Below are 20,607 nucleotides of genomic sequence, written 5' to 3' on the forward strand. Positions count from 1 at the left end.
CACCCCAGATGCATTCAAAAAATCATCATATTATAATGAATATATTAAAGATGTTTCAATCGGAGGACCCAATGTACGATCCAACCATTTTTGAGAATTTGAAAGTAGCTTTTGAAAATCATATATACGATCTTGATAATATCGATCGGATCATAACCATTATGAACCGAGTAGATCGAATCGATTTATCTGTTCTTGCAAGGGAATTTTCTATTCAATTTGCTTTAGTCGATCAACCTGAAGTTACAGCAGAAATTGTATTAGAGGCATCATTACAGGATTTGGCTGGTGAGATATTAGAATGGACAGAGATAAATCCGGGATGTTCCATCACCCTACGATTTTATAAACATATCAATAACACAGCAATTCAGTGTAAAAAGGTTGAGCAAGCATTAAATTCTATTTGGGAATCTGACATCGAGTTAACCCAAACGTTAAGTTTTGTATATGGCGAAGAATCAGGTTATATGGATACAATAGATGCTAGATTTAAACATAAAATCAACGAGGAAAATATGAATGAAATAGGGGAGTTTCTCGATCACGTTTTAAAAACGTTGGAGGAGCTATCTGATATTTAATGAAATAATAAAAGGGAATTCAATAAGAACCACGAAATGAAAACGGAACACCTGAAAAAATGCAGGGACCATTACCCTGCATTTTCATTTTTGTTTTTCAGTTTTACATTCTTTCCATGACTGCAAAATAGTTTTCTTCAAGATCAGCAAAATTAAATACTCTTCCCGATGGCATATTTACAATTTCTCCGACCGTAATACCTTTATCTGAAAGGTTTTGATATAAATTATCTAGATCTTCTGTGAAAAACATTACAGAAGGGGTTCCAAGATTTAATTCTGGCTGCATTTTAGCAATTAAATCTTTATTGTGAAGAACGATACTTGTTTGTGCGTCTTTTGAAGGTGCAATTTCAACCCATTTCATCCCTTGGCCATTATCAGCTTCGGAAATGACAACGAACCCTACTTGTTCCGTCCAAAATTTTACTGATTCATCTTGGTTATGTACGTATAACATGATTTGACCAACTTGATTAATCATTTACCGTTCCTCCTTAAGATAAAGTTTAACCTATTATATCATCGGAATAGTAATTATTTACAATTATAATGACTGATTGCAGAAAGACTACCTTTTTTCAGTATTGCAAAAAAAGCTAAAACTGCCTAGAGTCTCAACTCTGGCAGTTTTAGCAATGATTGTTCTCCAAAAAGGAGGAGGTTTTTAGCGTGAATGCATGCCGATCCCCAAATGGGAACCAACTATTGCATCGTGGTTTCAATGTTACGAGCATCGAATTTAGTAATATACTCTATTTTTCCATTTGCGGAAACATTCGAATTATTTTTTGATAGCTAATTCAGCTATTCTATCTCTTTTTTCGTAAAAAGATTTCAAACATGCTTGTTCATAAGCAAAACCAGTATGAATCAAAACTCGTTCATTATGGTGAGCGGCAGCTAGCTGCAATCCAACAGGAAGTCCATTTTCAGCTAATCCGCATGGTATCGATAAGGCAGGATGTCCCGTAACATTAAATACTGCTGGAAGCCGAATCATAGTATTATATACACTATCTTGGACCCCATTAATCTCTACCATTTCCTCGCCAATTTTTTGAGGCGTGATAGGTATAGTAGGAGTAGCGATGATATGAACTTTTTCAAATAACTGTTCGAACTGTGAAGTAAGATTCGCTCTTCTTTTTAGAGCTTTTATATAGTCAAGTGCTGGAATCGCATGGCTATTTTCAAGAGATGCTTTTACGTCTAAACCGAGCGAATCCAAGGAAGATAAAATAGTTTCTTCATGAACAAATCCTGCTTCTGATAATCCGATTGCAAAGGAAAGAGCAAGATCCTCCAAAGTATAGGGGATATCAATTTCTATAAGGATTGCGCCAAGACTCTCTAAATCCTTTAAAGCCTTCTTATAAAGTGACGCTGTATTTTCATCAATTCCCTCATTAAAGTAGTTTTTTGGAATACCAATTCGTAATCCTCGAATATCCTCGTTCAAGTTCACTGTAAAATTTTTACCTGTGATGGCTTCCATCATAATCGCCAGATCATCCATATTTTTAGTTAAAGGACCAATATGGTCAAGTGTCCAGGAAATATGTTTTACTCCTGAAGCATCTACTAAACCGTGAGTCGGTTTTAAGCCTATGACTCCACAGGATGCTGCGGGAATGCGAATAGAACCTGCCGTATCAGTACCAATTGAAGCGGCACTTAAGGAAGCGGCAACAGCTGCACCCGAGCCGCCACTTGAACCACCTGGTGTGAACTCATTATTCCATGGGTTTTTAACAGGTCCATAAAATGGATTATTCGATGTAATTCCAAATGCAAATTCATGCATATTTACTTTTCCTAGATTAATAGCTCCTTGTGTTTGAAGAGTTCGAACGACACTAGCATCTTCATTTGGGATGAAGTTTTCGTCCACCTTTGAACCGCTTGTTGTTCGAATGCCTTTTGTATACAGATTATCCTTGAAAGAAAGCGGGATTCCTTCTAATATTCCAGAGGCTTCATTAGCAGCATATTTTTTTTCAGCGATCTCAGCTTGTTGGAGTGCAACATCTTCAGTTACTGTTATGTATGCATTCAAATCTTGTAAATGATCCATTCTATCTAAATACATCTTAGTCACTTCTACTGGGGAAAAATGTTTTTGCTCATAGCCTTCTTTCAATGAACGAATTGATAAGTTTTCCATTTATAAAACCTCCACCAATTAATCTACTTCTACCTTAGCATACAATAAGATTAATTTGGCTTTTTTGAACCCTAGTAATAAAATGAGTACATCGTTTATATGATAAAGTAATGATTATTTGGGAGTGAGTAAATGGAAGCATGGATCATAGAGATAATGGAAAAGTTCGGCTATATCGGAATCCTCTTTTTAATCGCGATTGAAAATGTTTTTCCTCCCATCCCTTCTGAAATAATCTTAACGTTTGGTGGTGTTATGACGACTAAAACCAACCTTACTGTTTCAGGGGTTGTATGGTTTGCTACTTTGGGCTCAGTCATTGGAGCTGTTGTTTTATATGGAATTGGTCATCTTATTAATATTAATAGGCTTGAAAAACTGGTTCAGAAATACGGTCATATATTAAGGTTGACGAAAGATGATTTACAAAAGGCAGATGCGTGGTTCGCGAAATATGGAATATGGACAGTGTTTTTCTGTAGGTTTATACCTTTAATTCGAAGCTTAATTTCTGTCCCAGCAGGGATGGCTCATATGAATTTCGGGTTATTTCTATTATTAACAGCCGTTGGAACTTTCATTTGGAATATTATTTTAGTATATTTAGGCGCTGCTGTAGGAGAATCTTGGGAAGATATCGTTCAAATAATGGATGTTTACTCAAATATCATATATATTGTTTTAGTAGTAATAGTCATCATACTAGCCATACTATTCATGAAAAAAAGATTGTTAAGGAAGTAGGTATTATTTATGGAAATTACAGGACATAGTGTAGAGCAGCTTCTCGATCCTACCGGGATTCTGGAAGGCGATCGATATGAATTTTTTCTCGATCTTGATGTACCTGAAGAAGATGAACTTTTTTCCGAACATGGAATTCAATTACGTGTTCTTTTTTCGATTATTGGAGAGGAAAAACGCATCGCACATTATGATTTTATTGAGCAGATGACAAATCAAATTCTTGATTTTGCTTTAGAGGAAGATGAAAAGAGTATGGTCGCTGAGTATTGTGCGCAGCATCTTATTTAAACTCCTTGACTTTTCTGATTTTTATCGTCATAATATTATAAAATCAATGAACGTTGATGAAGGATTAGTATGCAGAACTTGATGTGATAGAGAGCGAGATTTATGAGCTGAAAGATTTCGCCACAACCAATCTGCAGAACCTGCCTTCAGAGTCTTATGAAAAACATAGGCGTGTGCCTCGCGTTATGAGGAAAAGTGAGATGTTTTGCATCTAATTATGGTGGTACCGCGGAAGAAATGCTCTTTCGTCCTTATATATAAGGATGAAGGGCTTTTTTTATTTCCATATAATGTAAATTACAAGGGGATAGAAAGAATGAGGAAGCAACGGATTGTTGTGAAAATTGGCAGTAGTTCTTTAACAAACGATAAAGGGGAGATTGATCAAGAAAAGCTAAATGATCATGTCCAAGCAGTGGCAATGCTTCGTCAAGCTCGCCATGAAGTGATTCTAGTTTCTTCCGGTGCGGTTGCAGCTGGCTTTGCAAGACTTGGATATCCATCTAGACCCGTTACGATAAAAGGAAGACAAGCAGCTGCCGCCGTAGGCCAAAGTGTATTGATTCAGTCTTATATTGAAAAATTTAGTGCGTATCAAATTGTTCCCGCTCAAATTCTTTTAACGAGAAATGACTTTTCCAATCGAGAAAGATACAGGAATGCTTACGCGACAATGATGGAATTAATTGAGCGAGGAATTTTACCAATCATCAATGAAAACGACACGGTTTCCGTTGAAGAATTGACCTTTGGAGATAATGATATGCTTTCGGCTTTAGTGAGTGGATTTATCCATGCAGACCAACTCATTATATTAACGGATATTAATGGATTATATGATTCGAATCCTCGCCAAAATCCGTTAGCTAAGAAATTAGATTATTTAAATACCATCACAGATGACATGCTGGCCGCAACGAATGAAGTAGGTTCTAAAGTAGGCACTGGTGGAATGAGGTCCAAATTATTAGCGGCTAAAACAGCGACCTCACTAGGGGTACCGGTTTTTATTGGAAAAGGAAATGGGCCTGATAAATTGATGGAAATCATGCAAGGAAATGGCGACGGGACGTACATTTCAAGTTCCGATTTTTCACCTATCAATACGAGTAGGCAATGGATTGCCTTTCATTCGGAGTCAACAGGTAAAATTTACGTCGACCAAGGTGCGGAAGAAGCAATTCTTTATAACGGTAGAAGTTTATTGCCTGCAGGAGTTTTTAAAATTAATGGCACCTTTCAAAAAGGAGATGTCGTTGAGGTTTATGGAATGCATGGATTAATTGGAAAAGGAGAAGTCAGTTATTCTTCTGACGAATTAAAAAAAGAAATTAAAAGAAGAAACGATGAGAAAAGAATGGAAGTTCTGGCGCCATCAGTAGAAGTCATACATCGAAATCGTTGGGTTCAAGTTTAATCTAATGGAGGGGTAGAAATGAGTGAGATAAAAAGTAAGGGGCGGGCAGCGAAATTAGCGAGTTTTTCACTCGTAACGCTATCAACTGAAGAGAAAGATGCTGCTTTAGCTTTAATTGCTAATCAATTGCTCGAAGATGAAGCAATTATTCTTCAAGAAAATAAAAAGGATCTAGTTGAAGGAAAAAAGAATGGATTAACAGACGCTGTTCTTGATCGGATTATGTTGAATGGGAAAAGGATAAACGATATGTCCCATGCCATTCATCAACTAATTGAACTGAAAGATCCGATTGGTGAAACGCTGGAAACAATTGAAAAAGATAATGGTTTACTGATTAGGAAAAAACGAGTGCCGATCGGTGTCATTGGCATGATTTATGAAGCGAGACCAAATGTAACAATCGATGCTGCCACACTTGCACTCAAAACTGGCAACTCTGTCATATTAAGAGGGAGTTCTTCTGCGAAATTTTCAAATATGGCACTCATCAAATCAATTCATTCTGCACTCAAAAAAAGTGTTGTCCCAGTAGATTCGATTCAGCTTATTGAAGATACGAGCCGTGAAACAGCAAAAGAGTTTTTCCAATTGAATGAATACTTAGATGTCCTCATCCCACGAGGGGGGAAAAACTTAATTGAAACGGTTGTTCGTGAATCGACTGTTCCAGTTATAGAAACAGGCGCCGGTAATTGTCATATTTTTATCGACGAAAATGCGAATGATGGTATGGCTAGAGAAATTGTTTTTAATGCGAAATTACAACGCCCGTCCGTATGTAATGCTATTGAGACGATTCTCATTCATGAAAAGTGGTTTGACCAATGTGGCAAAGATCTTTTAATGAAACTTCAAGAGAATGGCGTAGACATCCATGGAGATGAAAAAGTTTTACAAGTATTACCTTCTGCAAAATTGGCTACTGAGATAGATTGGGAAACAGAATATTTAGGATTAACTGTAAGTGTAAAAGTTGTATCTTCTTTAGAAGAGGCAATTAATCATATTAATAAATATGGAACCCAACATTCTGAATCGATTATTACGGATGATGAAAAAAATGCAACCATCTTTTTAAATAGTGTAGATGCTGCTGCTGTATATCATAATGCATCTACACGGTTTACGGACGGTTTTGAATTTGGGTATGGGGCTGAAATTGGCATTAGCACGCAAAAGCTTCATGCTAGAGGACCAATGGGATTACAAGCCCTAACTTCAAGCAAATTTTTTATTTATGGGAATGGGCAAGTGCGTATATAATTAAGAGGAAAGACATAAAGGGAGATGGCATTTTTGAAAGATTATCAAATTGATGTACAGCTAAGCACAACGAAAAAAGAGAAGCCTGCATTTAACCAGCTTTCCTTCGGTACCGTTTTTACGGACCATATGTTTGTAATGGATTATACGAAAGGAACAGGTTGGCATGATGCAAGGATTATTCCCTATCAGCCCATTTCATTGGAGCCAGCAGCGATTATTTTCCATTACGGGCAAACCGTTTTTGAAGGTCTTAAAGCATATAAAACGAAAGAAGATGAAGTCGCCTTATTTAGACCGGATGAGAATATGAAACGATTGAATCGCTCTAACAAAAGACTATGTATTCCTGAAATCGATGAAGAATTTGCTTTATTTGCTTTGAAAAAGTTAATTTCGATTGATAAAGATTGGGTTCCGAATATAGAAGGCACGTCTCTCTACGTTCGTCCATTTATTTTTGCTGATGAGCCTTATTTAGGAGTCTCTCCTTCAGATACGTATAAATTTATGATCATATTGTCACCTGTTGGGGCTTATTATAAGGAAGGAATCAATCCTGTTAAAATAGCAGTAGAAAGTGAGTTTGTCCGCGCAGTAAAAGGTGGGACCGGAAATGCTAAAACAGCTGGAAACTATGCTTCCTCCTTAAAAGCGCAGGAAGAAGCAGAGGCGGAAGGCTTTTCACAAGTACTTTGGTTGGATGGCAGAGAACATAAATATATTGAAGAAGTGGGCAGTATGAACGTGTTCTTTAAAATTAATGGAGAAGTTGTTACTCCAGAGTTAAATGGCAGCATTTTAGAAGGGATTACAAGAAAATCAGTCCTTGAGCTTTTACATTATTGGGATATTCCAGTCGTCGAAAGAAAAATCTCCATCGATGAAATTTTCCAGGCCTATCATACCGGAGAATTAGAAGAAGCATTCGGAACTGGAACAGCTGCGGTTATTTCACCAATCGGCGAGTTATTTTGGCAAGGTGAAAAAATCATTATTAATGAAGGTCAAACAGGCAATGTATCAAAAAAAATATATGATTCATTAACCGGCATTCAAACAGGAACGGAAGAAGATCCGTTTGGGTGGAGAGTGAAAGTGGAGTAACATAAATAAAGAGTTGACTTATTATTAGGGATGAAAATCACATAAGAAATGATTTTCATTCCTTTTTCATCCTTCGTAACTTATCAATAAAAGAATGGGGGAGTTCAATGAGTTTCCAAGCTGAATATTTAAGAATCGTAATCGAAAGGTTGAAAAATGTTAAATCCCTCGGAGATAAGACAATTAAACAATTATCAGAAGACGATATTCATTGGAGATTAAATGATGATTCGAATAGTATTGCCATTATTGTGAAGCATTTAAGTGGAAATATGATTTCGAGATGGAGTGACTTTTTACATTCTGACGGGGAAAAACCTTATAGGAATCGGGAACAAGAATTTTCGGATGATCTATCTTCTAAAAACGAAATAATGGAGGTTTGGGAAAAGGGTTGGAATACTCTTTTTGACACCCTAGAAAGTTTAAAAGAAGTTGATCTGTTGAAAGATGTTTATATTCGTGGCGAGAAGCATTTGGTAATCGATGCAATCGAAAGACAGGTAGCTCATTATTCATATCATATTGGGCAGATTGTTTACATCGGGAAACAAATAAAAGGTGAAAATTGGGAGAGTTTAAGTATTCCGAAAGGAAAGTCAAATGAATTTTTACAAGAAATGTTAAAGAAACATCAGCCTAAATAGAAGGCATTGAATCTTCAACCTGAAAACGTTCAGAAGAAAGTCTGAGCGTTTTCTATTTATCTATTGCATGCAAAAAAAGACTATGATATATTATCGACATCACTTATTAAAGAAGTTTAATAAGTATGAGGTGATTTATCTTGAGTGACAATAACGTTACACCAAAAACAATGAAAAGGATTATTCATCAAAGAATTCGCTCAACCCTTTTAGAAAATGGAAGTGCAACAAAAGTTGAACTTAGCGATGCATTAGGAATTAGTTTTCCAACCATTAGTAAATTTATCTCACAAATGGAAAAGGACGGAGAACTTATTTCAGTTGGCCTTGATGATTCTACTGGGGGAAGAAGAGCAAAACGATATGCTTACAACCCTGAGCATATGTTAGGTTTAGCCATCTTTTTAGAAAGAACGGAGACGAATTTCACTATTTTTAATTGTTTAGGTGAAGTAAAAGAACAGAATACAACGAATAGTGTTGACAATAAGCAAAAACTTACAAGCTTAATAGAATCGATATTAAAGAAGTATCCAAAGATTAGTTCTATTGCCATAGGAGTTCCCGGGTCTGTTGATAATGGCCGGGTATTTTTCATACCTGATTACGAAAATTTCCAAGATGTTGATTTGAAAAAATATTACGAGGAGTATTTTTCTATCCCAGTTGTTGTGGAAAACGATATGAACGCGGCAGTACTAGGATATTACAAATATAAAGGAAATAAAGAAAATCAATCATTGATCTATTTAAGTTCTGGACAAAATGGGCCAGGTTCAGGAATCATGATTAATGGAGAAGTTGTAAGAGGAAGTACTTTTTTCTCAGGAGAAGTTTCATTTGTTCCTTTATACGATGAGCGTAATTTTCTCCAAGCAATCGGAAATAAAAGTAAATCATTTCGTGAGGAAGAGATAGATGCAGTAGCTAGATTAATTGCTTCATTTACAGCCATCATCAACCCGCATACTTTTATTTTTTGTAATGATGAAGTAACTGAATATATATTAGAAAAAATGATCCTATCAAGCTCGCAATATATACCTAAAGAGCATCTTCCGGAAATTACGATGAGTAATTGGAAACACGACTATTTGCACGGATTACAAAGTCTCGGACTTGATTTAATGATCTCGAATAAATAGAAAAAGTAATTGATTACATAATAAAAGGTGGATACAAAATTGGCGACATTCTTTTTAATACTTATTTATTTAGCATTTATTAGCTTAGGTTTGCCGGACTCTTTATTAGGTGTAGCTTGGCCAGCAATGCAGCCTGAATTGGGGGCAAGGCTTGACACGGCAGGACTGCTATTCATGGTCATAGCTGGAGGCACAATTATTTCCAGCCTCGCCAGTGGCATTGTCATAGGAAAACTCGGAACAGGTAAAGTTACATTTATTAGTGTATTGATGACAGCAGCTGCTTTACTTGGATTTTCATATGCTCCAACTCTAATTTGGTTAGTTATTTTCGCGATCCCGCTTGGATTAGGTGCAGGTTCTGTTGATGCAGCATTAAATAATTATGTGGCTACACATTACAAAGCCCATCATATGAGCTGGCTGCATTGTTTTTGGGGAGTGGGCGCCACTCTTGGTCCTATCATTATGGCACAGTTTATTACAGGGCAAAATGCTTGGAGAAGTGGATATTTTGCGATTGCTGGAATACAGTTTGCTCTCGTCATCATTCTTTTTTTTAGCTTGCCTTTATGGAATAAGGTTGGAAATCAAAGCAAAAATGATTTAAATGAAGAACTTGATAATTCGAATGCTAACGCTGAGGAAAATACTAAAAATACGAAGCCATTGAAAATCAGAGGAGTTAAGTTAGCACTTATTGCATTTTTATTCTACTGTGGTGCGGAATCAACTATGGGACTTTGGGGAAGCAGCTTCTTGGTAAATGTTAAGGATTTGCCTGTCGAAACTGCTGCTAGATGGGTTTCTTTATATTACGGTGGAATTACTGTAGGAAGATTGATTACAGGTTTTATTACATTAAAAGTAAACAATAAAACGTTAATCAGAGCTGGGCAAGTGATTGCTTTAGTTGGAGCTTTATGTCTTATCTTGCCACTTGCTTCCGGATTCTCATTAGTAGGATTTATTTTAGTTGGTCTAGGATTAGCACCTATTTTTCCAAGTATGTTGCACGAAACACCCGCACGTTTTGGTAAAGAACATTCTCAAACCATTATGGGTTATCAAATGGCTGTTGCCTATACAGGTGCAACCTTCTTGCCACCTCTGTTTGGCTTTATTGCATCTCAATTCACGATAAAGCTTCTCCCATTATTTATTGTTATCTATGCTCTAGCAATGCTTCTAGGGTCTGAAAAGTTAAATAATCTATTAAGAAAAGACCCACTTTCTATTAAGAAAACAGCAAAATCTACGGCAAGTTGAATAAATGCTGCAAAATGATAACGTTCAGTATTCAGCTGAGCGTTTTTTTCTATTACGTATATCTATTATATTCCTGGATTTTAGTTGGGGTAATCAAATAATTTAATATGGATTTCTTTGACAATTGGAATCTGAAACAACATATTTTTAGCAGTAAAGACCTTTCAATTAAGTTCACGTTTAGACAAGATACTTAACAGGGAATATGTGATACGTGTCTGGAGAACATATAATAAAACTAATTGGAGGATTTTGCATGGTTACAGCATCTACAAATCAGTCTAACGTTTTTTGCAATTCGGAATATGAAACATTACATAAGGTCATTTTATGTCCACCAGAATATATGGCGATAAAAGAAGTGATTAATGAAACGCAAAAGCAATATAAAAATGAAAATATTGATTCAGAGCTCGCTACAAAGCAACACAAAGATTTTATTAAAGTTTTGGAAAATCAGGGAATAGAAGTGATTCTTATCCCTCCATCTGAAAAATATCCTGAACAAGTTTTTACCCGTGATATTGGATTTACAATTGGAAACACATTATTTGTAGCAGAAATGGCAAAAGAGATTAGATTAGGAGAGGAACAGGTTTTAAAGGATTTATTAAAGGAAAAAGGAATCCCTTTTTATGACTTAACGAAAGGATATATAGAAGGCGGAGACGTTATTGTTAATAAAAACACCGTCTATATAGGGATCAGCAGTCGAACAAACGCTAAGGCTGTTGAACAAATGAAAAGTCTTTTACATGAATATGAAATAATTACCATTCCATTCGATGAAAAATATCTTCATCTAGATTGCGTATTTAATATTATTTCTCCAAATGAAGCATTATATTTCCCAGGAGCTCTAAATCGTAACACAATTGATCAATTAAAGACTCAATTTCAATTAATAGAAGTAACGGAAGAAGAACAGTTTACACTTGGGACTAATGTGCTTTCAATAGGTCAAAAAAGAGTCTTTAGTTTACCAATAAATCCGAACGTAAATAATAGAATGAAGGAGTTAGGTTATTCTGTAATAGAAGTAAACATTTCAGAAATAATAAAATCAGGAGGCTCATTTCGCTGCTGCACATTGCCAGTATTAAGAGAGAGGAATTAAAGAATATGAATCGTTTAAAATAGGTAGAGTCATTTTGACTTTGCCTTTTTTCATTTACTTTTACTTTTATTTTCATTGAAAAAGTATTCACATATAAAGAAAATCGGAAGCATATCCAATTTTTGGCCAGATACACCTTCAAAATGTCCATTTCGACCATGAATTATGACTTTTTTAAACGTAAAATGATACTTAACTTAAAATAGTAAATTCCTATCACATATCTTGGGGGCTAGTATGAAAATAATTTTTATTTCATTAGATACATTAAGAGCAAATAGACTTGGCTGTTACGGTTATCATCTTCCGACGAGCCCATATATCGATAAGATAGCGGGACAGGGTGTACTTTTTGAAAGCGCTTTCGCATCAGATATTCCTACTGAGGTAGCCCATACAAGTATATTTACCGGTAAAGTTGGTTTAACCACTGGGGTGGTCTCACATGGATCATCATTAACTTACTTGCCTAAAGAGGTAAAGTGGCTGCCCACCATATTGCGAAATGCAGGATATACAACTGCAGCTGTAGATAATTTATACAATTTAAAGGAATGGTTTGCAAGAGGCTACCAATATTATATCAATACGGTTGGAAAAACGAGATGGATCGATGGCCAAACGATCAATACCCTTGCAAAACCATGGATTAACGAACATAAAGACAAGGATTTCTTTTTATTTCTTCATTATTGGGATCCTCATACCCCTTATTTACCACCTAAAGATTACATCCCAACATTTTATGATTCGAGTAAAAACCAATATGACCCAACGAATAAAAGTATGGAATCAGCGTTTAATCATCCTGCTTATCCATTTTTTAAATATCACCATTACGACCTGCTCGGAAAAATTACTGATACGAACTATGTGAACGCACTTTATGATGCGGAAATAAGATATTTAGATGATTTATTAAAAGATTTGGATGATTATCTTATCGAGCTGGGCATTCAAGATGAGACCATGCTTGTTTTATTTGGCGATCATGGAGAAAGCTTAACAGAGCATGATATTTATTGGGACCATTGTGGTCTATATGATCAAACTGTTCATATTCCATTAATCATAAGATGGCCCAATTTTATACCAGCTGGAAAAAGGATTAGAAGTTTAGTGCAACATGCTGATCTTATGCCGACTTTACTTGAAGCTCTTAATCTTGAAATTCCTTCAGATTTGGATGGAAAAAGTCTTTTCCCATTAATAGACGAAATTGTCGACAAAAACCATTCTGAAATCTATTTAAGTGAATGTGCATGGCAGGCATCGCGAGGGATTCGCACAGAGAATTACAAATATATAGAAACGTATGATTCGGGTCCTTTTACAAGACCTCCAGCAGAGCTTTATGACATAAATAATGATCCTAAAGAGGAGAATAATCTCATTGAAACTCATCTAGAACAGGCTAATAGATTTCAAAAACAATTATCCAATTGGGTGAATGATAAAATCAAATTTTCCGAAGATCCTATGGAGTATGTCCTAAGAAAGCAGGGCTTACCATTTAAACGAAGAATAGAAAAAGTGCTTGAAGAGTACGGATTAACTTGGGATGAATGGAAGGCAAATCCTAGAAGAGAAAGAATTGATTTAGCAACAAGGAAAACATAAATAGGAAAGACTGCTATGAAGGGAAAATGCAGGACATTCTAAAAAAAGAAAGGAGTTGTAAAAAGAATTTATTCAATATTAAAAACAATGGAACTGTTCAAAAAAAATGTAGGGGGGAAGTTCATGAGGTCATCCATTAAACTGTGCTTTATGTTCCTTGTAATCTTTTCATTAATTATCGTCGGCTGTTCTCCGAAAAGTAATCAAACATCAAACGAGCCGCAAAAAGAAAGCCCTGATGGCGACGATAAAACGCAGCCAGAAGTAGATGTTTCAGATATTACTGAGTTTAAGCAATCGCCTATGCTAGATGAAATGGATTTGCCAGATGTGAAGGAGAGACTGCCGAAAGAACCTAAAATTCCGAACGAGATGCCGCCTGAATATCTTCAATTTGAAATTGGGAAATATGGAGGCACTTTGAATACAGTAGCTCAATCTCCTACATGGGATCCGGACTTTTTTGTTATGAGCAATGAACCATTGTTAAACACTCCGGGGATTCTAGGTGAAGAAGTAACAGGAAACGTTTTAAAAGATTATGAAGTATCAGATGATGAAAAGGAATTTACGTTTTATTTAAGGGAAGGGCTTAAATGGTCTGATGGCGAGCCAGTCACGACAGAGGATGTAAGATTTGCAATTGAAGATTTCCAGCTCAATAAGGAATTAGTGCCAATTTTACCTGCCTGGCTTCATTCTGGTGGAAATGTTGAAGGAAGCCCATTAAAGCTGGAAATTGTAGATGATTACACATTTAAGATTTCCTTTGACGAACCTAATGGTGGTTTCCCTATCAGTCTTGCTATTCAAAACTGGAGAGGTTACGCAGATCTTCTAAAACCAGCTCATTATCTTAAGCAATTCCATAAGGAATACGCGGATGAAGCTGATCTGAAGAAATTAATTGCCGAGCATAAATTTGAAGAAGATCAAGAAGTGAGTTGGGTAAATCTATTTAACTATATGGACATTACTGAAAGAGAAATGAGTCACCCGAACGCGGTAGGTTTTCCGGTTTTATATCCATGGAAACTCAAAGAAATGACGAAAACATTTGGTATTTATGAAAGAAATCCTTATTATTTTAAAGTTGATACAGCGGGTAATCAGTTACCTTACATCGACATGGTTAAAAGTGCCATCGTTCAAGACATCGAAATGACAGGTTTGAAAACGATTGCAGGGGAAGTTGATTTCAACCGTGAAGCAACAGCTTTATCAAAAATGCCTGTCTATCGAGAAAACGCGGAAAAAGGTGGATATGAAGCATTACTTGCAAATATGCATTTAACTCCAACTGATGTCATGTTTAATTTAACTTATGATAATGAAAATTGGCGTAAAGTAGTCAGAGATGTGCGCTTTAGAAAAGCATTAAACTATGCAATTGACCGTGATGAGATTATTGACACACTCTATTATGGCTTTGCAGAACCATCCACCGTTATCGATAGTACATTCGATTTAGATAAAGCGAATGCTTTATTAGATGAGATGGGGATGGACAAAGGTTCCGACGGCTTCCGGAAAGGGCCCGACGGAAAGCGATTTACGATTCCGTTCGAAGTCCAAGCAGCAGCACCAGATATTGTTCCATTAGCTGAATTGCTTACAGAAATGTGGAAGGAAATTGGCATCCATGTAACAGTTAAAACCTTGGATTCAGCATTATGGGGAACAAGAAATTCTGCGAACGAGCTTCAGGCAACGATCATTTGGACGCATACGCCTTTGTATTACATGCAAGACTGGGGACAGGGCTTCTGGGGAAATCTTTGGAATACATGGTGGAATTCAGGTGGAGAAAAAGGTGAAGAGCCGCCAGAGGATGTTAAAGAATTCTATCAATTAATGAATAAAATGAATGTTAGCCCGCCAGAAGAGGCCGTACAAATCATGGATACGCTGCGCGATAAAATGAAAGAAAATATTTATTATTTCGTACACATTGAAAATGTAAAACAACCACTAATTGTCAATTCCAAGCTAGGGAATATAACAGATAAAGGGACCGCAATCAGCATTAACTTTGCCGGTGAACAAATGTATTTTAAAGAATAATCGATAAACAAAAAACTTAGGTAGGATGATGAAACACTGCCTAAGTTTTTCCTTAAAAAATATGAAATAAAGGAGATTCAAAGATGCTTACATATATTGGGCAAAGACTTTTACAATTAATCCCATTGCTGATCGCCATCAGTATCATCTCCTTTGCACTCATTCAATTACCCCCAGGCGATTATTTAACTACTTATATTAATCAGTTAGAGTTATCAGGCACTGATGTATCAGAAGGGACAGTAATAAGTTTAAAAAGACAATATGGATTAGATAAACCGATATATGTTCAATATTTTATTTGGATTAAAAATATTGTCTTTCATGGTGATTTTGGTCGTTCATTCACTTGGAATGAACCTGTTGCTGATGTTATCGGAGAACGGCTCGGATTAACGATTGTTATCTCAATTATGACTCTCATTTTTACATGGATTGTCGCCATTCCAATAGGGATTTATTCAGCAGTTCGTCAATATTCATTCCTTGACTACGTATTTACGTTAATAGGATTTATCGGACTTGCTTTGCCGAATTTTTTAATAGCACTTGTTGTCATATACACGGTCTTTGTAAATACTGGAGTAGCCATAACGGGATTATTTTCACCCGAATTCGCTTCGGCACCATGGAGTATAGCCAAATTATTGGATATGCTGCAAAGAATCTGGGTTCCTATTCTCATAATTGGAACTGCTGGAACTGCTGGTTTGATAAGGGTTATGCGCGGAATGCTGTTGGACGAGTTGCAAAAACAATATGTCATTACAGCACGTGCGAAAGGATTAAAAGAAGGAAAATTATTGTTTAAGTATCCTGTAAGAATGGCAATTAATCCATTGATTAGTACCATTGGATGGACACTTCCTGCGATTATATCTGGTGAAGCAATTGTTTCCATCGTACTTAATTTACCAACAACTGGACCAATGCTGTTAGATGCATTAATGACGCAAGATATGTATCTAGCTGGAAGTTTTATATTCATACTTAGCGTCTTAACTGTTATTGGAACATTAATTTCTGATATTTTGCTGGCGTGGATCGATCCAAGGATTAGGTTTGGGGGTGTTCAGGAATGAAGCTAGTTTTTAATAAAAAGACGACCCCTGCCGTTTCACTAAACAATAACAAAATAGAAGAAGATTACGAGGTCGCCTCCCAATGGAAGTTAATGTGGTGGAAATTTAAAAAGCATAAATTAGCTATTATTTCAGCGCCTGTACTGACACTACTTATTATTATTGCAGCATTTTCTGAATTTTTAAGCCCACATTTGCCTTTGGAGCGCTTTTCGGATTATAAATATGCACCACCTCAAAAACTGCATTTCATTCACCCTGAAAAAGGATTTAGCCTCCGTCCTTTTGTTTATGATTTGAAACAAGAAATGGATGAAAAAACATTCCGTCGAACATATGCAGAGGATACGACTAAAACTCATCCTATTCATTTCTTTGTAAAAGGAAAGGAATATAAATTTTGGGGATTGTTTAAAACAAAAACCCACATTATTGGATTAAAGGATCCAAATGCTCCATTTTTTATAATGGGAACGGATTCATTAGGTAGAGATTTATTTACTCGAACACTTTACGGTTCCAGAATATCCTTATCCTTTGCGTTTCTCGGTATCATCCTGACGGTTATTCTAGGAATTATTCTAGGTGGAATCTCTGGTTATTTTGGTGGAGTCACCGATACAGTGATTCAACGTATAATCGATTTATTATTATGTATTCCGACTATCCCTTTATGGATGGCACTTGCGGCAGCTCTACCATCCGACTGGTCACCAGCCAAAATATATTTAGGAATGGTTATGATATTCTCTATCATTGGTTGGACCGGTTTAGCTCGCGTAGTCCGGGGGAAAATTTTATCACTTCGCGAAGAAGATTTTACAATGGCAGCAAGACTTGCGGGAGCAAGCAATATGAGGATAATAACAAAACATTTAATACCATCATTTGCAAGTTACATCATCATTAGTGTCACGATTTCAATTCCGGCGACAATTCTAGGCGAAACATCATTGAGTTTCTTAGGTCTAGGACTTCAGCCTCCAGTGGTGAGTTGGGGAGTTTTATTAGGTGAGTCACAAAAATTAGAAAATTTAGCTCATCACCCATGGCTGCTTTGGCCTGCTGCATTTATTGTAGTAGCAGTTCTCGTATTTAATTTCCTTGGTGATGGTTTAAGAGATGCAGCAGATCCTTATAAATAAAGGAGGATGGTGAAAGTGGAGACAATTAAAGCAAAAGACCAAAATATTGATTCCCATATAGAGGATGATAATGAGATCATTCTAGACACAAAAGATCTACAGGTACATTTTAAGCTTGATGAAGGGTTGCTTGAAGCTGTTAATGGTGTAGATATAAGGATTAAGAAAAAGAAAACACTTGGAATAGTCGGCGAAAGTGGAAGTGGTAAAAGTGTTACAGCAAAAGCAATTATGCAAATTGTTGAATCCCCTGGACGAGTTGAAGGAGAAATAAAGTTTCGGCGCAGTGATAACACCATTGTTGATATTGGGAAGCTTCATCCAAAAGGTGATGAAGTACGGAACATCAGAGGCGGAGAAATCTCAATGATTTTTCAGGAACCGATGAAGGCCTTTTCTCCCATACATACGATAGGAAATCAACTAATTGAAGGGATTATGCTGCATGTGACAAAGGATGAAAAGGAAGCTAGAAAAATAGCAATCGATACTTTGAAAAGTGTAGGAATGTCTAATCCTGAGCAGAGAATCGATCAATACCCTCACGAACTGTCGGGAGGTATGAGACAAAGAGCAATGATTGCGATGGCTCTTTGCTGTAATCCTTCTATTCTCATTGCTGATGAACCCACTACAGCATTAGATGTGACGGTTCAGGCGCAAGTTTTAGATTTAATAAATAATCTAAAAGAAAAAGTAGGATCAGCGGTCATTTTTATTACACACGATTTGGGAGTCATCGCTGAAATGTCCGACGATGTTGCCGTCATGTATTTAGGAAAAGTGGTTGAATATACAGACGTTGATACTTTATTCTTTGGTGCTGTCCATCCATATACCCAAGGGCTATTGCGTTCAATCCCAACGATAGCTTTAAAGAATCAAAGACTCGAGTCGATTGAAGGAACGGTGCCGATTCCTATGAACCTCCCAAAAGGCTGCGGATTTTACACTAGGTGTAAGTTTGCAAAGGATGGTGTCTGCAACGTTGATGATATTCCACTTGTAAAGGTGAAAGAAAACCATTTTGTCAGATGCGTGCTGGCAGAAGAACAATTATAGGGGGCATCTATCATTATGGATGATATTATTCTTGAAGTGCAGTCGATGAAAAAATATTTCCCAATTAAAAAAGGATTTTTTAAGCGAACGGTTGGACAGGTAAAAGCAGTTGATGACGTTTCATTTTATATAAAAGAAGGAGAAACTTTTGGTCTAGTAGGTGAATCCGGATGTGGAAAATCTACATTGGGAAAAAGCTTATTGAGAGCGATTGAACCAACGGAGGGTTTGGTGAAATTTAAAAATCGGCATAATGAAACGGTTAATGTTATGGATTTGGATTATAAAAAGTTGCGAGATATTAGACGGGATATGCAGCTAATCTTCCAAGATCCTTACTCTTCGTTAAATCCACGAATGACGGTCTTAAATATAATCGGCGAACCGCTTATTTGTAATAAGTTGGCAAAAGGTGATGAATTAAGAGAAAAAGTTAAGCATTTAATGGAAATTGTCGGTTTAAATAGCCGGCATTTAGAGCGATATCCTCATGCCTTTAGTGGAGGTCAAAGGCAGAGAATTGGAATTGCCCGTGCATTAGCTACAAACCCTAAATTCCTTGTTTGTGATGAAGCTGTTTCTGCCCTGGACGTTTCCATACAGGCACAAATCATTAACTTATTGGAAGACCTTCAGAAATCATTGAATTTAAGCTATTTATTTATTTCACATGATTTAGGTGTAATACAGCATATTTCAGACAGAGTTGGAGTGATGTATGTAGGGAAAATGGTTGAGACCGCAACGACTGAAGAATTATTTACAAATCCTAAACATCCTTATACTGAAGCTTTGTTATCTGCTAAACCAATGCCAAATCCAAGACTTAAAAAAGAAAGAATTATCCTAAAAGGCGAAGTGGCAAATCCAGCAAATCCTCCATCTGGATGTTACTTTCATCCAAGATGTCCATACGCTCAAGAAATATGTAAACTGCAAGCGCCAACATTTAATGAAGTAAGCCCTGGCCACCAAGTTGCATGTCATTTTGCAGGGGAATTAGATTTAAAAGGATCAGTCGCTATATGAACCCTATCCTATTGCTTTTAATTGTGTTCATCATTGCCATATTTATCATCATGGCTGCTTCGATCTGGTTTATGAATGCCTTTACTCGAAAATATATCGGTGAAAAACATATGGTTTTGGAGGAGCTTACTCGAGGGGAAGTACCTGAGCTTTGGTCGCGGAAATATAAACAAAAGCGTCTGAAGTTTGAGATTAAAGGGAAGGCAGAAAAAGTTGATAAATTGAATGGTGCTGCTCATAAAGATTATTTGAGAAATTTGAATAAAATAGTTACTTATATTCAAAAAACAAGCTTGGTAGAAGATGAGGAAACTCGTTCTTCTATTCTCTCCGATTTAGAAAAAACGCGCCATCAATGGAGGGAGAATAAAGTTAATGATTGAGCAGAAATATGGTAAAACTTTATTGTTAAGTTTACTAACTTTGTTAATGTCTACTATTTCAGGTGGGATTGGCTTAGTTCTTTGGTTTGTTTTAAAGGACACGTTCATAACGATTTTACTTTTCAACTCTATTGATAAATGGAAAGTGCCGGCTGCAGATCAATTCAGTTTCTTAATACTAGGAATTTTATGGCTTATGTTTGTTTTTATCGTTTACCATTACTATAACAAAGGGAAAGAAAACGGTCAGTTTCTACCAGTTTTTTTGCTTATAACAGGTTCCCAATCATTCTTACTATTTATATGTGAAAGTATAATGCTCATTTTGGACAGAGGGAGAGGATCGAATACTTTTTTATTAGTTTGTGAGTTTTTAATCGGGGTTATGTTAATTTCGTGTTCATTCTTTATAAAAGCAAAGAAAAAGAATGGTGAAATTTCTGCCAAATCAAAATAAGGAAGTAGGTT

The 20,607-nt window shown here is 36.3% G+C and carries 20 protein-coding genes and 1 other annotated feature; of the genes, 18 read left to right on the top strand and 2 right to left on the bottom strand.

The window, feature by feature from the left end; all coding sequences use genetic code 11:
- The first annotated feature begins 35 nt into the window (after positions 1–35).
- On the top strand, positions 36–584 hold the full coding sequence (locus KHA96_RS04270; protein ID WP_349305672.1) for a hypothetical protein: 549 nt from the start codon (positions 36–38) through the stop codon (positions 582–584).
- Between the two features lie 103 nt (positions 585–687).
- Here the strand turns inward: KHA96_RS04270 and KHA96_RS04275 are convergent, their stop codons facing one another.
- Positions 688–1,068 carry a VOC family protein gene (locus tag KHA96_RS04275; RefSeq protein ID WP_213128031.1) on the bottom strand — a complete coding sequence of 127 codons (381 nt, stop codon included), beginning with the start codon at positions 1,066–1,068 and terminating at the stop codon, positions 688–690.
- Positions 1,069–1,368: 300 nt separating this feature from the next.
- A complete protein-coding gene (locus KHA96_RS04280; RefSeq protein ID WP_213128032.1) occupies positions 1,369–2,751 on the bottom strand; it encodes an amidase in 1,383 nt (460 codons plus the stop codon).
- Between the two features lie 132 nt (positions 2,752–2,883).
- Between KHA96_RS04280 and KHA96_RS04285 the strand changes: the two genes are divergently transcribed.
- From KHA96_RS04285 to KHA96_RS04365, 17 genes are all read left to right on the top strand, one after another.
- On the top strand, positions 2,884–3,495 hold the full coding sequence (locus KHA96_RS04285) for a DedA family protein (RefSeq protein WP_213128033.1): 612 nt from the start codon (positions 2,884–2,886) through the stop codon (positions 3,493–3,495).
- A 9-nt stretch (positions 3,496–3,504) separates the two neighbouring features.
- The gene (locus tag KHA96_RS04290) at positions 3,505–3,786 is read left to right on the top strand and encodes a DUF6509 family protein (RefSeq protein WP_213128034.1); all 282 of its coding nucleotides are present in this window, start codon (positions 3,505–3,507) and stop codon (positions 3,784–3,786) included.
- 44 nt (positions 3,787–3,830) lie between these two features.
- Positions 3,831–4,042, top strand: a binding site (T-box leader).
- Positions 4,043–4,102: 60 nt separating this feature from the next.
- The gene (gene proB / locus KHA96_RS04295; RefSeq protein WP_213128035.1) at positions 4,103–5,203 is read left to right on the top strand and encodes a glutamate 5-kinase; all 1,101 of its coding nucleotides are present in this window, start codon (positions 4,103–4,105) and stop codon (positions 5,201–5,203) included.
- An 18-nt stretch (positions 5,204–5,221) separates the two neighbouring features.
- On the top strand, positions 5,222–6,469 hold the full coding sequence (locus KHA96_RS04300; RefSeq protein ID WP_213128036.1) for a glutamate-5-semialdehyde dehydrogenase: 1,248 nt from the start codon (positions 5,222–5,224) through the stop codon (positions 6,467–6,469).
- Between the two features lie 24 nt (positions 6,470–6,493).
- Positions 6,494–7,576: a branched-chain amino acid aminotransferase gene (locus tag KHA96_RS04305; protein WP_481748205.1), complete on the top strand. Its 1,083-nt coding sequence runs from the start codon at positions 6,494–6,496 to the stop codon at positions 7,574–7,576.
- A gap of 107 nt (positions 7,577–7,683) precedes the next feature.
- Positions 7,684–8,223 (top strand): DUF1572 family protein, encoded by a 540-nt coding sequence (locus KHA96_RS04310; RefSeq protein WP_213128037.1) that lies wholly within the window; start codon positions 7,684–7,686, stop codon positions 8,221–8,223.
- A 140-nt stretch (positions 8,224–8,363) separates the two neighbouring features.
- Entirely contained in the window at positions 8,364–9,368 is a 1,005-nt protein-coding gene (locus tag KHA96_RS04315) for an ROK family transcriptional regulator (RefSeq protein ID WP_213128038.1), read from the top strand.
- 39 nt (positions 9,369–9,407) lie between these two features.
- A complete protein-coding gene (locus KHA96_RS04320) occupies positions 9,408–10,637 on the top strand; it encodes an MFS transporter (RefSeq protein WP_213128039.1) in 1,230 nt (409 codons plus the stop codon).
- Positions 10,638–10,893: 256 nt separating this feature from the next.
- On the top strand, positions 10,894–11,754 hold the full coding sequence (locus KHA96_RS04325; protein ID WP_213128040.1) for a dimethylarginine dimethylaminohydrolase family protein: 861 nt from the start codon (positions 10,894–10,896) through the stop codon (positions 11,752–11,754).
- 237 nt (positions 11,755–11,991) lie between these two features.
- Entirely contained in the window at positions 11,992–13,374 is a 1,383-nt protein-coding gene (locus KHA96_RS04330; protein ID WP_213128041.1) for a sulfatase family protein, read from the top strand.
- Positions 13,375–13,497: 123 nt separating this feature from the next.
- Positions 13,498–15,438, top strand: a complete 1,941-nt coding sequence (locus KHA96_RS04335; protein ID WP_213128042.1) for an ABC transporter substrate-binding protein — start codon at positions 13,498–13,500, stop codon at positions 15,436–15,438.
- 83 nt (positions 15,439–15,521) lie between these two features.
- Complete coding sequence (locus KHA96_RS04340) at positions 15,522–16,520, top strand: ABC transporter permease (RefSeq protein ID WP_213128043.1); 999 nt, start codon at positions 15,522–15,524, stop codon at positions 16,518–16,520.
- Entirely contained in the window at positions 16,517–17,665 is a 1,149-nt protein-coding gene (locus tag KHA96_RS04345) for an ABC transporter permease (RefSeq protein WP_213128044.1), read from the top strand. The genes KHA96_RS04340 and KHA96_RS04345 overlap by 4 nt, the downstream gene beginning before the upstream one ends.
- Before the next feature lie 15 nt (positions 17,666–17,680).
- Entirely contained in the window at positions 17,681–18,727 is a 1,047-nt protein-coding gene (locus KHA96_RS04350; protein ID WP_349305673.1) for an ABC transporter ATP-binding protein, read from the top strand.
- 15 nt (positions 18,728–18,742) lie between these two features.
- A complete protein-coding gene (locus KHA96_RS04355; protein WP_213128046.1) occupies positions 18,743–19,756 on the top strand; it encodes an ABC transporter ATP-binding protein in 1,014 nt (337 codons plus the stop codon).
- Complete coding sequence (locus KHA96_RS04360) at positions 19,753–20,139, top strand: hypothetical protein (RefSeq protein ID WP_213128047.1); 387 nt, start codon at positions 19,753–19,755, stop codon at positions 20,137–20,139. The genes KHA96_RS04355 and KHA96_RS04360 overlap by 4 nt, the downstream gene beginning before the upstream one ends.
- Positions 20,132–20,596, top strand: coding sequence for a hypothetical protein (locus KHA96_RS04365; RefSeq protein ID WP_213128048.1), 465 nt, complete (start codon positions 20,132–20,134; stop codon positions 20,594–20,596). The genes KHA96_RS04360 and KHA96_RS04365 overlap by 8 nt, the downstream gene beginning before the upstream one ends.
- Positions 20,597–20,607: the final 11 nt, after the last annotated feature.

The sequence above is a fragment of the Bacillus sp. FJAT-49711 genome (genome assembly GCF_018343715.1).
GTDB lineage: Bacteria > Bacillota > Bacilli > Bacillales > Bacillaceae_C > Lederbergia.

Coding starts and splice junctions, on each gene's coding strand:
- KHA96_RS04360 (WP_213128047.1), top strand. CDS start 19,753: ATGAACCCTATCCTATTGCTTTTAATTGTGTTCATCATTGCCATATTT.
- KHA96_RS04310 (WP_213128037.1), top strand. CDS start 7,684: ATGAGTTTCCAAGCTGAATATTTAAGAATCGTAATCGAAAGGTTGAAA.
- KHA96_RS04355 (WP_213128046.1), top strand. CDS start 18,743: ATGGATGATATTATTCTTGAAGTGCAGTCGATGAAAAAATATTTCCCA.
- KHA96_RS04270 (WP_349305672.1), top strand. CDS start 36: ATGAATATATTAAAGATGTTTCAATCGGAGGACCCAATGTACGATCCA.
- proB (WP_213128035.1), top strand. CDS start 4,103: ATGAGGAAGCAACGGATTGTTGTGAAAATTGGCAGTAGTTCTTTAACA.
- KHA96_RS04340 (WP_213128043.1), top strand. CDS start 15,522: ATGCTTACATATATTGGGCAAAGACTTTTACAATTAATCCCATTGCTG.
- KHA96_RS04275 (WP_213128031.1), bottom strand. CDS start 1,068: ATGATTAATCAAGTTGGTCAAATCATGTTATACGTACATAACCAAGAT.
- KHA96_RS04305 (WP_481748205.1), top strand. CDS start 6,494: ATGGCATTTTTGAAAGATTATCAAATTGATGTACAGCTAAGCACAACG.
- KHA96_RS04290 (WP_213128034.1), top strand. CDS start 3,505: ATGGAAATTACAGGACATAGTGTAGAGCAGCTTCTCGATCCTACCGGG.
- KHA96_RS04285 (WP_213128033.1), top strand. CDS start 2,884: ATGGAAGCATGGATCATAGAGATAATGGAAAAGTTCGGCTATATCGGA.
- KHA96_RS04365 (WP_213128048.1), top strand. CDS start 20,132: ATGATTGAGCAGAAATATGGTAAAACTTTATTGTTAAGTTTACTAACT.
- KHA96_RS04280 (WP_213128032.1), bottom strand. CDS start 2,751: ATGGAAAACTTATCAATTCGTTCATTGAAAGAAGGCTATGAGCAAAAA.
- KHA96_RS04300 (WP_213128036.1), top strand. CDS start 5,222: ATGAGTGAGATAAAAAGTAAGGGGCGGGCAGCGAAATTAGCGAGTTTT.
- KHA96_RS04330 (WP_213128041.1), top strand. CDS start 11,992: ATGAAAATAATTTTTATTTCATTAGATACATTAAGAGCAAATAGACTT.
- KHA96_RS04325 (WP_213128040.1), top strand. CDS start 10,894: ATGGTTACAGCATCTACAAATCAGTCTAACGTTTTTTGCAATTCGGAA.
- KHA96_RS04345 (WP_213128044.1), top strand. CDS start 16,517: ATGAAGCTAGTTTTTAATAAAAAGACGACCCCTGCCGTTTCACTAAAC.
- KHA96_RS04335 (WP_213128042.1), top strand. CDS start 13,498: ATGAGGTCATCCATTAAACTGTGCTTTATGTTCCTTGTAATCTTTTCA.